The sequence below is a fragment of the Aquibacillus saliphilus genome, from assembly GCF_020404745.1.
GTDB classification, from domain to species: Bacteria; Bacillota; Bacilli; order Bacillales; family Amphibacillaceae; genus Aquibacillus; species Aquibacillus saliphilus.
Window position 1 is genome coordinate 1 of the sequence record NZ_JAIZAP010000005.1, and the last position, 13989, is coordinate 13989.

14 protein-coding genes, 1 rRNA gene, 1 pseudogene and 1 other annotated feature are annotated in these 13989 nt (G+C 35.9%); of the genes and pseudogenes, 7 read left to right on the plus strand and 9 right to left on the minus strand.

What is annotated here, in order from left to right:
• From LD272_RS06705 to LD272_RS06715, 3 genes are all read right to left on the minus strand, one after another.
• Positions 1-207, minus strand: a 16S ribosomal RNA gene (locus LD272_RS06705); the annotation flags it as partial.
• A gap of 367 nt (positions 208-574) precedes the next feature.
• Complete coding sequence (leuS, locus tag LD272_RS06710) at positions 575-2992, minus strand: leucine--tRNA ligase (protein WP_226035833.1); 2418 nt, start codon at positions 2990-2992, stop codon at positions 575-577.
• A 120-nt stretch (positions 2993-3112) separates the two neighbouring features.
• Positions 3113-3328: a binding site (T-box leader), on the minus strand.
• Between the two features lie 124 nt (positions 3329-3452).
• Positions 3453-3734, minus strand: a complete 282-nt coding sequence (locus LD272_RS06715; protein ID WP_226035834.1) for a DUF2524 family protein — start codon at positions 3732-3734, stop codon at positions 3453-3455.
• Positions 3735-3847: 113 nt separating this feature from the next.
• On the opposite strand from LD272_RS06715, the pseudogene LD272_RS21740 reads away from it, so the two are divergent.
• Positions 3848-4097 (plus strand): annotated as a pseudogene (locus tag LD272_RS21740) (hypothetical protein); the annotation flags it as partial.
• The gene (gene mnmM / locus LD272_RS06720; protein ID WP_226035835.1) at positions 4078-4644 is read left to right on the plus strand and encodes a tRNA 5-(aminomethyl)-2-thiouridylate-methyltransferase MnmM; all 567 of its coding nucleotides are present in this window, start codon (positions 4078-4080) and stop codon (positions 4642-4644) included. The pseudogene LD272_RS21740 and the gene mnmM, both read left to right, overlap by 20 nt.
• A 41-nt stretch (positions 4645-4685) precedes the next feature.
• Here the strand turns inward: mnmM and LD272_RS06725 are convergent, their stop codons facing one another.
• Positions 4686-5756, minus strand: coding sequence for a tetraprenyl-beta-curcumene synthase family protein (locus LD272_RS06725; protein WP_226035836.1), 1071 nt, complete (start codon positions 5754-5756; stop codon positions 4686-4688).
• 109 nt (positions 5757-5865) lie between these two features.
• Here LD272_RS06725 and LD272_RS06730 point away from each other — a divergent pair, with 109 nt between their 5' ends.
• Positions 5866-6381 carry a gamma carbonic anhydrase gene (locus LD272_RS06730; protein ID WP_226035837.1) on the plus strand — a complete coding sequence of 172 codons (516 nt, stop codon included), beginning with the start codon at positions 5866-5868 and terminating at the stop codon, positions 6379-6381.
• A 234-nt stretch (positions 6382-6615) separates the two neighbouring features.
• On the opposite strand, the gene metK is transcribed toward LD272_RS06730, so the two are convergent.
• Complete coding sequence (gene metK, locus LD272_RS06735) at positions 6616-7821, minus strand: methionine adenosyltransferase (RefSeq protein WP_226035838.1); 1206 nt, start codon at positions 7819-7821, stop codon at positions 6616-6618.
• 462 nt (positions 7822-8283) lie between these two features.
• On the opposite strand from metK, the gene LD272_RS06740 reads away from it, so the two are divergent.
• Genes LD272_RS06740 through LD272_RS06750 form a run of 3 tightly spaced genes read left to right on the plus strand, consistent with a single transcriptional unit; the run spans position 8284 to position 10861 of the window.
• Positions 8284-9276 carry an ABC transporter substrate-binding protein gene (locus LD272_RS06740; RefSeq protein WP_226035839.1) on the plus strand — a complete coding sequence of 331 codons (993 nt, stop codon included), beginning with the start codon at positions 8284-8286 and terminating at the stop codon, positions 9274-9276.
• Between the two features lie 12 nt (positions 9277-9288).
• A complete protein-coding gene (locus tag LD272_RS06745) occupies positions 9289-10068 on the plus strand; it encodes an ABC transporter ATP-binding protein (RefSeq protein WP_226035840.1) in 780 nt (259 codons plus the stop codon).
• Complete coding sequence (locus LD272_RS06750) at positions 10046-10861, plus strand: ABC transporter permease (protein ID WP_226035841.1); 816 nt, start codon at positions 10046-10048, stop codon at positions 10859-10861. Before LD272_RS06745 ends, LD272_RS06750 begins: the two co-directional genes overlap by 23 nt.
• A 40-nt stretch (positions 10862-10901) precedes the next feature.
• Here the strand turns inward: LD272_RS06750 and ytkD are convergent, their stop codons facing one another.
• The 3 genes from ytkD to LD272_RS06765 all read right to left on the minus strand — a co-directional run bounded on the left by ytkD (position 10902) and on the right by LD272_RS06765 (position 12547).
• Positions 10902-11378 carry an RNA deprotection pyrophosphohydrolase gene (gene ytkD, locus LD272_RS06755; RefSeq protein ID WP_226035842.1) on the minus strand — a complete coding sequence of 159 codons (477 nt, stop codon included), beginning with the start codon at positions 11376-11378 and terminating at the stop codon, positions 10902-10904.
• 26 nt (positions 11379-11404) lie between these two features.
• Entirely contained in the window at positions 11405-12007 is a 603-nt protein-coding gene (locus LD272_RS06760; protein ID WP_226035843.1) for a hypothetical protein, read from the minus strand.
• A gap of 225 nt (positions 12008-12232) precedes the next feature.
• A complete protein-coding gene (locus LD272_RS06765; protein ID WP_226035844.1) occupies positions 12233-12547 on the minus strand; it encodes a hydrolase in 315 nt (104 codons plus the stop codon).
• Between the two features lie 116 nt (positions 12548-12663).
• On the opposite strand from LD272_RS06765, the gene LD272_RS06770 reads away from it, so the two are divergent.
• Positions 12664-12924, plus strand: coding sequence for a DUF6154 family protein (locus tag LD272_RS06770; protein WP_226035845.1), 261 nt, complete (start codon positions 12664-12666; stop codon positions 12922-12924).
• 99 nt (positions 12925-13023) lie between these two features.
• Here the strand turns inward: LD272_RS06770 and LD272_RS06775 are convergent, their stop codons facing one another.
• The gene (locus tag LD272_RS06775) at positions 13024-13857 is read right to left on the minus strand and encodes an ABC transporter ATP-binding protein (protein WP_226035846.1); all 834 of its coding nucleotides are present in this window, start codon (positions 13855-13857) and stop codon (positions 13024-13026) included.
• Positions 13858-13989: the final 132 nt, after the last annotated feature.

A 13989-nucleotide genomic window follows, 5' to 3' on the forward strand; every position in this document is an offset into this window, starting at 1 on the left:
CAGGAGAAAGTGTTATCCGGTATTAGCTCCGGTTTCCCGGAGTTATCCCAGTCTTACAGGTAGGTTGCCCACGTGTTACTCACCCGTCCGCCGCTCATTCCACAAGTTCACACCCCGAAGGGTGATCGCTTGCTTCCTGCGCTCGACTTGCATGTATTAGGCACGCCGCCAGCGTTCGTCCTGAGCCAAGATCAAACTCTCCATAAAGTTTATGAGCTTGATTGCTCGTTCAAAAAACTAGCTTCATTTCTTACTTAACATACTGGTTGTTTCGTTCAGTTTTCAAGGATCAAGTTGTCCACTGCCTATAACATTATCACCGTTGACGATTAATGTCAATTCCAATTTCTGGTAATTGCCGTCTTATCTATCAAATTCATAATTGTTCGCGACAGCAATAATTATAATATGCTATCTCACCAGAAAAGTCAACATGTTTTACATGATACCTGAATAAATCAAGAATTATAATTAACTTACCCCAAATGCTATAATTTTAAACACTACTATTAAAATTTAAAGTTAAGAGAACCGCTTTCCACTTATTGATGAAGTGAACGCGGTTCTCTAGTAATTAATTCGCTACAATATTAACCAATTTACCTGGTACAGCTATTACTTTTCTGATCGTCTTTCCTTCAAGTCGTTCTTTAATGGAGTCATTTTCTAATGCTTGTTTTTCTAAATCCTCTTTAGAAGTGTTTTTATCTACAAACATCTTTGCACGAACCTTGCCCATTACTTGGATAACTATTTCTACTTCACTCTCTACCAACTTTGCTTCATCATACGCAGGCCATGATTCATAAGTAATTGATTCTACATGACCTAGCCTTGCCCACAATTCTTCAGCTAGATGCGGAGCTACCGGTGAAAGAATTTTCACAAAGCCCTCTACATAGTCGTTCGAAATTTCTTCTGTTTTATATGCTTCATTTATAAAAACCATCATTTGAGATATCCCTGTATTGAATCTAAGGTCCTCAAAGTTTTCAGTAACTCTTTTGACTGTTTCGTGATATACCTTCTCTAATGAATCCTCACTAACGCTATCCACTACTTTCGTAGAAAGACTTCCTTCATCAGTAATAAACAATCGCCATACACGATCGAGGAAGCGACGCGCTCCATCTAATCCATTTGTTGACCAAGCAACAGCAGCATCAAGAGGACCCATAAACATTTCATATAATCTTAGTGTGTCAGCACCATGACTTTCAACAATCTCATCAGGATTCACTACATTGCCTTTTGATTTACTCATTTTCTCATTGTTTTCCCCAAGTATCATTCCTTGATTATATAATTTTTGAAATGGTTCTTTTGTAGGAACTACTCCAATATCATATAAAAATTTATGCCAAAAACGAGCATAAAGTAAATGGAGCACTGCGTGTTCAGCACCACCAATATAGACATCTACCGGAAGCCATTTTTTCAAGTTATCAAAATCAGCGAGTTTTTCGCTATTTGTTGGATCAATAAATCGTAAGAAGTACCAACAACTTCCCGCCCATTGTGGCATTGTGTTTGTCTCACGTCGGCCTTTCATACCGGTTGCAGGGTCTACAACATTAACCCATTCATCAATATTTGCAAGGGGCGACTCACCAGTTCCTGATGGTTTTATTTCCGTAGTTTTTGGTAATTCAATCGGTAAATCTCCTTCTTCTATCCCAGTCATCGTGCCATCTTCCCAATGAATAACCGGGATAGGCTCACCCCAATAACGTTGTCGACTAAACAACCAATCTCTTAGTCGATAGGTTACCTTCTTTTCACCTTTTCCATTTTCAACCAGCCACTCAATCACTTTCTCAATCGCATCGTCCTTGTTAAGATCATCTAGAAAACCTGAATTAATATGTTTTCCATCACCTGTGTATGCCTCTTCTGCAACGTCTCCACCTTCAAGAACTGGCATAATTTCTAACGCGTATTTTTTCGCAAATTCATAGTCACGTTCATCATGTGCAGGAACAGCCATTATAGCTCCAGATCCGTACGTCATGAGAACATAATCAGCTACCCATATTGGTATCATCTCTTCATTAACAGGATTTACTGCATATGCCCCAGTGAAAACGCCTGTTTTATCCTTAGCTAAATCTGTTCGTTCCAAATCAGATTTTGCTTTCACTTTATCTATATAAGCATTAACTGGATCTTGTTGGTCACTTGTTACAATTTTTTTAACAAGTGGATGTTCAGGCGCTAATACAGCATACGTTGCACCATATAAAGTATCCGGTCGAGTTGTAAATACGGTAAAGGTATCTTCAAATCCATCAATACCAAAATGAACTTCTGCACCTTCTGATCGACCAATCCAGTTGCGTTGCATATCTTTAATACTTTCTGGCCAATCCAATTCTTCTAAATCCTCTAATAAACGATCAGCATAAGCAGTTATTTTTAACATCCACTGCTTCATAGGTTTACGTTCAATCGGATGTCCTCCACGTTCACTCTTACCATCAATTATTTCTTCATTAGCAAGAACTGTACCAAGTGCAGGGCACCAGTTAACTGGCACTTCATCCACATAAGCTAATCCTTTTTCATATAGTTGCAAGAAAATCCATTGTGTCCATTTAAAATAGTTAGGGTCCGTCGTATTAATTTCACGATCCCAATCATAAGAGAAACCAAGGTCCTGAATTTGACGACGGAAAGTATCGATATTCTTTTTTGTGAATTCAGCTGGATCATTACCTGTATCCAAAGCATATTGTTCGGCTGGTAATCCAAAAGCATCCCATCCCATCGGATGGAGAACTTCATAACCCTGCATTCGCTTCATTCTAGAAATAATATCTGTTGCCGTGTAACCTTCCGGGTGCCCAACATGCAGTCCTGCTCCCGATGGATAAGGAAACATATCCAACACATAAAATTTCTCTTTATTTGTCTCAGTATTTGTTTTAAACGTTTTATTTTCTAACCAATGATTACGCCATTTTTCTTCAATCTTATTATGATTAAATGACATGGTCATTACCTCCTCGATTTTAGCAATATTTAACTACATGATTCCTATAAAGTACCTTAGAAATACAGGATTTCAAAGAACACTAGTTCTGCCAATATAAAAAAATCTCCCTATCCCATAAAATGGGACGAGAGATTTTCCCGCGGTACCACCCAACTTAGCGCAATATCATGTACGCCCGCTCCTAAATCCTTAACGCGGAAAACGGCAAGAACTACTAAGGTTTCACTCCTGCAACATCAAAGGTGAGTTCATAAAGTTCAAGAACAGCTCGCACCAGTCCGCTGTCTCTCTTGTACTTGAAGCTCTACTACTAATCCTTCTCTAAGTCGTTCATTAGTTATTGTAATCGTATTGTAATGAAAGCGTTCCTCTTTGTCAAGGTTTGCCACCTTTCCTTTGACTATCTATTTAAATAAGCACAGGAAGGCCTCGCAATTTTAGCGAGGCCTTCCTGTGCTTATTCAAAATGATTTAAGTCAATCTGGTCTAATACCATGTCATTCATATAATGACTTACTTTTAAGTGGAGCCGATGAAGTTGATCTCTTTGTTGATGGTTAGCACTGTCCATCATGTTTTGTATTTCTTGCTCCACTTCAGATAAATTCCGCTGGGCTTGTGAGTAGGAATCGTCAATTTCAAAACCATTACGATTGGTGATATCTAACTGTTCTCCAGCAGTTAAGAGGTACTCGTTTGCTTTATCAATTAAATCCTCGACAGCTTGTCTAGTAGCCACTCTCATCACCTCACTTATAAGATGTTCTAAAAGACAGTCTAGGATACATGGAAGATTCTACAGTGCTTTTTTATCATTATTAGACGTGCTACAATTAAGTGACATTTAATCCACTTCACTTATTAAAAGGAACTCCACTAGTCAAGCAGTACGAAAAAGGAATCCTGAATTTTTTATCCAAGGAAATTCACAATAAACTAGTGGATAACTAGACGGACCTCCTGAACTGTTAATTGGTCCAATGTGGAGTATGAAAGTGGGATATTAAATAAAATTGATAAAGAACTAGAGAACGTCGTGACAGTTAGCAAGACAAATATTTTAATACAAAGGACATCATTTCATGTTAAAACGAGTTATTGACTACGGTCATGAGTTACTTAAAGTCACGATTAAACCGGGTGAAACTGTTATTGATGGTACATGCGGAAATGGTAAAGATACAGTGATGTTAAGTAAATTAGTTGGTGTTGACGGAAGCGTGTTAGCTTTTGACATTCAAGAACAAGCAATTGCTAATACAAGAAAAATTTTAGAGAAGCAAGCAATTAGTAATGTGACCCTTATACAAGATAGTCACCACAAAATTGATAACTATTTAAATGAAAGGATAGAAAAGCAATTAGGTGGCGCTATTTTTAACTTAGGTTATCTACCAGGTAGTGACAAGAAGATTATTACAAAACCAGATAGTACAATTACAGCAATTAAAACTATTGCCAATTATCTAAAACCAGGCGGAATTATTGTTCTCGTCGTTTATCACGGCCATCTGGGAGGGGACGAAGAAAAAGAGGCATTACTTAAGCATTTAGGTGAGTATGACCAAAAACAATTCAATGTATTAAGATATGGCTTTATTAATCAAAAAAACAGTCCCCCATTTGTCTTGGCAATTGAAAAAAAATAATAAAAAAGGCCAAGTATGTTTGTTATTTATACCTTGGCCTTTTAGCTTCTACCTTTTATTTTATTATAAACCTTGATATTCACATGAAAGAAAGTAGATCGAAACCCGCTAACTCGTAATAATGTTTTAGTGATTTCTTTTCCACTTTCTAACTCTTTCACTTTTGGATCAGCTAAATATAATCCAACCAAACCATTGTAAATCATTTCATGAAATTGTTTGTTTGGCAGGTGTTGCACATTTTTATTTGACTGTTCAATAAAAAACATTAATCTTCGCTTTAAATGCTCACTACTTTCATAATAATTACAAAAGTTTAAATCCCCTTCCATTAAGTCCTCTTGCTGATCAATATAATAATCCAACAAAATATGTAAACCTTGCATAAATGGAAAGTAACTTCTAAAAATATCTTTTGCAAGCTGTTCTGTTATTCTCTGTCCCATGGCATAAGAAACAAGACAGAAGATACCTAGTGTTGACCCACTTGAGGCTGAAAATTCATACCAACTAAGAGCAGGCCAATTTTCTTCATACGAATAATACCAATTCTCTAGTCTCGAAACTCGTTCTTCTTCTTTTACATGTTTATGTACCTGTAAGTCACTGTATAATTTCTCCAACTGTAGCAAGTAATCTCCAATTTGTTGGTAATCTTTTATGTTTCTTAAACTGTTCTGACATGTTCGAACTAAATCTGATAAATATTCACCGTCGTTTTTTTCATTTCTAAACCGATAATACTCCTTCATCGAATTCCCTGGGGTTAACGCATCTTCCATTGACTGATGAAGCATACGAAAATCATTTGGATCAAGCGATGTACTTCGGTCACATAAATTATCTAAATAGTCGCTTATTGTTTGATAGGCTACAATGAATTTAATTGCCTCTTCCCACCTCGAACCTGCCAAAACACTATAAACCGCTCCACCCTGGCAATGGAACTGTTTTGACTCTATACTAGCAACAGCCTGTGTTCTAAGTTCTAGATCAGGAATAACTTCTGCTCTACTCTTCCAATAATTTAATTCTCTATCTACTCTAGGAAAGATTTTTCGATATACAAAACTCATTAACATTGGGGATGTTTTTGGAATAGTAAAGCGCATATAATTCCCTCATTTCTAGAATGTAAACTATTATATTATACTACTATTAATTATCAAATAATCATTATGGTATATTTATTATATCACCATACTTTTGAGGAGGATTCAAATGTTTAGCGAATATAAAGGCAAAAAACCGACTATTGATGAAACAGCATATATTTCAGAAGACGTTGTCATAACTGGTGATGTATCCATTGATGAGAAAGCAAGCATCTGGTTTAAAACTGTTATTAGAGGTGATGTAGCTCCTGTACATATCGGAAAAAGATCAAACGTCCAAGATCTATGTATGTTACACCAAAGTCCAGATATGCCATTAATCATTGAGGATGAAGTTACGATTGGGCATCAAGTAACTCTGCACTCGGCAATTATTAGAAATAAAGCTTTAGTGGGGATGGGGTCGATTATCTTAGATGGTGCCGAAATTGGCGAGCAGGCCTTCATCGGTGCCGGCAGTCTCGTTCCTCCAGGTAAAAAGATCCCTCCAAAAACATTAGCCTTTGGTCGTCCTGCCAAAGTAATTCGTGAATTAACCGCCGCAGATATAGAAGACATGAAACGAATAAGAGAGACTTATGTGGAAAAGGGGCAATACTATAAAGGCTTACAAACTAAATAATTAAACTTTACCTAGGCTATCGCTATAAAAGCACCCAGAGTGATCCAGGTGCGAGGAAGTTCAAGGTGTAACAACAAGTACCTGATTAAACCCTTTTTTTGAAAAAACTTTCATTAACTAGTCAGTTCTGCTTATAAAGGTTTTTCTTCTATAAGATATGACCTAAGCTCGGTCGCTCTATACTTTCTTGCCTTTCAAAAAAAGAGCCAAGTCGTTGACTTGGCTCTCTTTCTACTATTCGTTTTTAGCAACATATTCCAAAAGCATTTCCTCTTTATCTGTCTTTTCCCAAGGGAATTCAATATCAGTTCTTCCAAAGTGTCCATATGCAGCAGTATCTCTATATATCGGTCTTCTTAAATCAAGCATATTTATAATTCCAGCAGGCCGCAAATCAAACAATGCTCTTACAGCCGCAACTAGTACTTCCTCACTTGCTTTCCCTGAGCCAAATGTATCAATCGAAATAGACACTGGCTCTGCTACTCCTATTGCATAAGCAAGTTGAACTTCGCATGAATCCGCTAACCCAGCCGCGACAATATTCTTAGCAACATAACGAGCTGCGTATGCGGCTGAACGATCAACCTTAGTTGCATCCTTACCACTAAATGCTCCACCACCATGGCGAGCATAGCCCCCATAGGTATCTACAATTATTTTTCTACCAGTTAGCCCAGCATCTCCTTGTGGACCACCGATAACAAATCTACCAGTAGGATTTATGAAATACTTTGTTTTTTCGTCAAGTAAATTCTTTGGAACCATCGGCTTTATAACGTGTTCTTTTAAATCTGCTTGTATTTGTTTTAATTCAATTTCAGGATGGTGTTGAGTAGAAATAACAATCGTATCAATTCTTACTGGTTTATTATTTTCATCGTACTCAACAGTTACTTGAGTTTTTCCATCAGGGCGTAAATAGTCTAACGTTTTATCTTTACGCACATCAGACAACCGTTTGGAAATTTTGTGTGCTAATGATATTGGTAACGGCATTAATTCTGGCGTTTCGTTGTTAGCATAACCAAACATAAGCCCCTGATCACCAGCGCCAATTGAGTCAATTTCACTCTCTGTCATTGTTCCTTCACGAGATTCCAAAGCTTGATTAACCCCACCCGCAATATCAGGTGATTGTTCATCAATAGCCGTTAAGACAGCGCAAGTTTCAGCATCAAAACCGTATTTCGCGCGAGTGTAACCTATTTCTTTAATAGTTCGACGCACGATGCTTGGAATGTCTACATATGTAGAAGTAGTGATTTCACCAGCAACTAATACTAATCCTGTAGTCACTGTCGTTTCACAAGCAACACGAGCATATGGGTCATGTTTTAAGATTTCATCTAGAATAGCATCAGAGATCTGATCGCTAATTTTATCTGGATGTCCTTCTGTTACAGATTCTGATGTGAATAATCGACGATTTGCAGCCATTCTGCTAAATCCTCCTTCAAGTTATCTTTATATACGAACTTCTCCTAGTATATTTATTCGGAAACTATTTAACAGGTGATTATCTATATATTCTAAGTGTTTACTACAGCCGATTCAATTATGAATTTCGCCATGTATCACAATCAGTAAGAACAGAGATGTGAAAAACACCTTAATATAGTTCCGCCCGAATTTTATCCTACCGAAAGGCTTGTCTAATGTCAATTAAATCAAACCAATTCTCCCTCATTACAAACATCCCTATACGCTTTTATTAAATAATAACTTCAATTTTAACGGCACATTGTAAATAACCTGATTAATAACGTTCACTAATATCAGTTGAATGTTTATATTTTTATATCTTCCTATTTTATTTAACATAGGCATTCACACATTTTTTCTTTTTAACATATGCTGAGTTTAGAAATATACATCCCTAACGGAAGGATGAATTATACCTTGAAAAAGTTCAGAATGGGTACCCTTTTTTCGCTTATTCTTTTCTTAATGCTTGCTGCATGTTCACAGGAGGGTGAAATTACACAAGTCAATATAGGAGAAGTAACTCGCAGTATTTTTTATGCTCCACAATATCTTGCATTAGAAGAAGGATTTTTTGAGGATGAAGGCTTAGATGTTGAACTGCAAACTATACCTGGCGGAGATAAGGTAATGACATCTCTATTATCTGACAATTCAGATGTTGCCTTAGTAGGATCAGAAACGTCCATATATGTAGCTGCCCAAGGGGCCAGTGATCCTGTTATTAACTTTGCTCAACTAACACAAACTGATGGTACTTTTTTAGTAGCAAGGGAACCAAACGATGATTTTTCTTTTGAAGACTTAAAAGGCACTGATTTCCTTGGTCAACGTACAGGTGGTATGCCTCAGATGGTTGGCGAATATGTACTAAAACAAAAAGGCATCGATCCTGACAATGACTTGAATTTAATACAAAACATTGATTTCGCCAATATTGCAAGCTCCTTTTCATCAGGAACAGGTGATTACGTACAATTATTTGAACCAACTGCAAGTCAATTTGTTATGGAAGGTAGAGGTCATATAGTCGCTTCTTTCGGTGAGGAATCCGGCCATGTACCATATACAGTTTTCATGGCTAAACAAAGCTTTATCAATGAAAATGAAGACACTGTAAAGAAATTTACAAGAGCTGTTTATAAAGCACAACAATTTATTCAAGAACATTCAGCTACCGAAATAGCTGAAATTGTTCAACCTTACTTTGAAGATAGTGATTTTGACTTATTGGTATCGTCCATTGAGCGCTATCAATCTCAAGGGTCATTTGCAGAGAATCCTATTTTGGATGAAGAAGAGTGGAATAATTTAAAAAACATCATGGATGAAGCAGGTGAATTACCCGCAGATATTGCCCATGACGAACTTGTGAATACTCAAATAGCTGAAGATGTGATGAGTGAATAGGAGGTTTGGGTTTTGTCTTTTCTAAAATTGAACCAGATTTCTCATCAGTATTTATACAAAAAAGGATATACGAAAGCGTTAAAAGATATCTCTTTTACAGCTTCCGAAGGCTCATTTATCTCATTATTAGGTCCGAGCGGTTGTGGGAAAACTACATTATTATCAATAATTGCTGGACTTATTGAGCCAACTCGCGGTGAAGTAACCTTACAGGATAAGCCAATATCTGATTCAAAGTCTGATATTGGCTATATGCTTCAGCAAGATTACCTTTTCCCATGGAAAACAATACTTGATAACGCCCTAATTGGTCCACAAATCCAACAAAAACAAAAAAATGCTATAAAAGAGAAAGCAATACAAATGTTAGAGGATCTTGGTTTATCAGATGTTATCGACTCTTATCCCCATAGTTTGTCGGGTGGAATGAGACAGCGTGCAGCGCTCGTTCGGACATTGATAACAGATCCGAATTTATTGTTATTAGATGAGCCTTTTTCAGCTTTAGATTTTCAATCAAAATTAAAATTAGAGGATCTTGTTTCAAACCTACTTCACCAATACAACAAAACATCGGTTCTGGTTACACATGATATTGGTGAAGCAATAGCTATGAGCGATAGGATTTATTTAATGAAAGCAGATCCTGGTGAAATTCAAAAAGTATTTGAGATACCCATTGAATTAAGAAATTTACCACCATTTCAAGCCCGAAAACATTTAAAATATCAACAACTCTTTGACCGGGTTTGGGAGGAGTTGAATAAACTTGAAGCAAAATCAATTGTCTGATGACCAGCTCTTTAAGCAGTATCAAAAAAAAATAAACATTAATCGCCTTAAAATCATCCTATGGCAATTTGTTATTTTTATAAGTTTTTTTGGATTATGGGAGCTTTCAAGCCAATTAGGTTGGATTGATAAACTTATTTTTAGCTCTCCCTCCAAAATCTGGATGCTATTCACAGAAAATTTAGTTGATGGTTCTCTATGGTTTCATTCGAGAGTTACCTTGTTTGAAACTATTGCAGGTTTTATTTTAGGAACAATCTCCGGAATAATACTAGCAGCAATTTTATGGTGGTCTGATCGACTCTCAAAGATTCTTGACCCCTATCTTGTTGTATTGAACGCTCTACCTAAGGTTGCACTTGGACCAATTATTATTGTTGCTCTAGGTCCTGGTTATCTTTCGATTATTATGATGGGAGCTATTATTTCAGTTATTGTCACTACACTCGTTGTTTATTCAGCTTTCAAAGAGGTTGATTCTAATTTTACTAAAGTATTAAAAAGTTTCGGTGCCACCAAATGGCAATGCTTTAAAGAAGCGATTTTTCCCGCTTCCTTCCCATCAATGATCTCAACATTTAAAGTGAACGTTGGTCTCTCCTGGGTTGGGGTTATCGTTGGTGAATTTTTAGTTGCAGGTAAGGGATTAGGTTATTTAATTGTCTATGGTTTTCAAGTATTTAATTTTACACTTGTACTATATAGCTTGCTCGTTATTGCGTTTTTCGCAGCGATTATGTATTTTCTCGTTGAAAAACTTGAGAAATGGCTTATTAAAAACCCAGATAATTAAACTTAAAGACAAACCTTGCTACATTTTGTAGCAAGGCTTTTTAATTAAATTCGGAAAGTTGATAAATTTGATTTAGGCTATGAGGTAGAACCCCGTCTTTCATCATAAAACTAAAATTTGGCATCGTTTTTATTTTATCTGGTAATTCAAGTAAAATAATAGGTCCATCTGTTTCATAGTATGTTTGTTGTTCTCTTACTTCTTTTACAATCGCAAAGTAAATATTTTTGACTATGTTACCGCCTTTACCAGAAACAAAATATTGTCCGATATAAATAAGATGTTTGACAATACCTCCAGTTTCCTCATTTACTTCTCTAATTGCAGCTTCTTCAGCTGATTCACCATCTTCCACTTTGCCACCCGGAAACTCAATTCCTCTGTCTTTATGTTTTGTTAAAAGCCATTGATTTTTAAATCGGCATATTACCCAGACATGTTTAGGTTCTTGTGCAAAGGGGTGATCATCGAATGATAGATTTACCTCATTATTATAATAATCATTAAATGTTTTCATTTTTTCAGCTACCTTTTATTTTTCCATTATGAATGTTTCGTATTTGAAATCCTCCACTTTTCATTAAATGTTAATTCTAGCTCTAGTGTGTATTCTCCATACAAATCATTATAGTTTTTTTGGATTATTTTTACCTTATTGTCACTTAAATACATCATCTCATAATCTGATTCATTTTGAAACCATGGTGGAGTTTCAGTCGGAATAATATACAAATTCCCATTATTCTCTTCATAATAAAAATCAACATATTTTTCAACTACACTTCTGTCGGCAAGCTCTTTAAAATCTTTGATTAGGGCATCTTTAGTTTTGTAATTTTTCACTTTATAATCGGTGTCTGTTTCTTGAACAATTAACTCCATAAACTGTTCTGTAATGGACACAATTTTGCTATGACTAAGATCTATTTGCTCATCATTATTTTGGGTAGTTGATAGTTTTTCGGGCTTGAGCTTTCCACTATCCCCACTTAAGGCAGTATGTGATGAACGAAGAGATTCTATTGTTTCAGTATCATCAACATTACTTTTGACAACTTTTGAATCGATTTTTTGATATGGAAATACAAGTAACGGAATAAGTACAATAAAACTAACCAGCCATTTTGATAGACGATAATTATCCATTAGCTCATCCCCTCTCTTGTATTAATTATTATGTATATACCTTTTTTATGTACCTTTTAAAACGTTTTTCTTTATTTATTATATTGAAACATTTAATTTATGAATACGAAAAGAACACTCATGTCTCCAGTAATGATAGAATCATGCGGCTTTAGTCATGTATAGTTCAAATTAGTAACAAGGACTTAATACACGATCTAAGCCCTTGTTACTAATTGTGCTTTTCTAATTTGTGTCTAGAACCCCCATGCTTTCAATATGATTTCTTGTCTCCTCATCCCCTAATTTATGGATAGTTTGGAAAACTGATTTTATCCCATCATCATATTCATCATTAGATTGATCGTTGTGGTAAGGTACATAAGGAACGTGAGTCCTCCAAAACGAAACGATATCAGAATTATACATTTCATTTAATGTTTCCCTTAATAGAAAGACTTCTTCTTCTGTAGCATGAATTGTAAAATCTTTATTGTTTCCAAACTGAATTTGGGATATTTCTTGGGTGCCTATGTTTATATAGTACTTTTTCTTTTCCATTTTTCACCCTCCTATCCCTATATTTTTCTCCATTAGATAAGATTTATGAACAACTTTTTATTCTTTTTGCATAAGGTATGTTCAAGGAGACATCAAATTCCTGAAAGGATGATAAAATGAGATTTGCAGACGATGTTGTGCAACTTTATTTACAACACTTTAATGAAAATGAATTCGATTCGTTCGAGTTGTTTGTACAGTCTATACTTGAGCAAATGGATCACAATGATTTATTAGAAGTTTTTCAACGCTGCGATAAAGAAGAATTAAATAGGATATTAACAAATTATTTGAGTGAAGATATCGAGGATAAAATAAAAAATAGTACTACTGTGGAAGACCGTGATGAGCGTACTACCTGTAAAAAAGTACAATAAAATAACAATAATTGTTACTAAAAAGACAGAAGGCGTGCTGTTTAAAGTAGTACAAAAAACCCATCAACAAAGTTGATGAGTTAACATATCTTTATAAGTTTACTGCGCTGCAGCTCTATGCGATTCCGCTACAGCATTTTTGATTAAGCAGCGGCCCCTTCCGTGCGGAATGCACATTGGGGTTCCAAACATTGGATCGTACGTAACATCACATTTCATTTTAAAAACATCATGAACCATGTTGCAGCTAATAATCTCTTCTGGCTTCCCTTGTGCATAAACTTTCTTATCTTTGATAGCGACAATATGATGTGCATATCTACAAGCAAGATTTAAATCATGTAACACCATAACAACAGTACGACCATCTCGTTCATTTAATTCGAATAAGAGATCTAAAATCTCAATTTGATGTGTCATATCTAAGTACGTAGTTGGTTCATCCAAAAGAATCGTATCTGTCTCTTGAGCAAGAGTCATCGCAATCCATGCACGTTGACGTTGACCACCTGACAACGAATCAACTGATCGTTCTTGTAGTTCCACCATATTCGTTGCTTGTAAGGCTTCATCAACAGCCTTATCATCTTTTTGTGACCATTTTTTAAATAAACTTTTATATGGATGTCTTCCTTGTTTAACTAGGTCATAAACGGTTAAACCTTCTGGACTGACAGGACTTTGCGGTAAAATGGCTAGCTTTTGAGCTACTTCTTTAGTAGGCATCTTAGCAATCTCTTCTCCATGAAGAACAACACCGCCTTCTTTCGGTTTCAAAAGGCGCGCCATCGATCTAAGTAACGTTGATTTCCCACAACCATTACCACCAATAAAAACAGTGATTTCGCCCTTAGGTATATCGATATTCAAATCATCTATAATTACCTCGTCACCATATCCAAGCGTTAAATCTCTAGCAGTTAATGTCTCCATCTGCAATCTCTCCCTTACGAGCTCCTGAGTTTCAACACACACTAATTTTAATAATAAATGAGAATGATTCTCATGTTTTTTAATAATTACTCTATTTCCAGTTTATTTGCTTTATGTCTTCACGTCAATGAT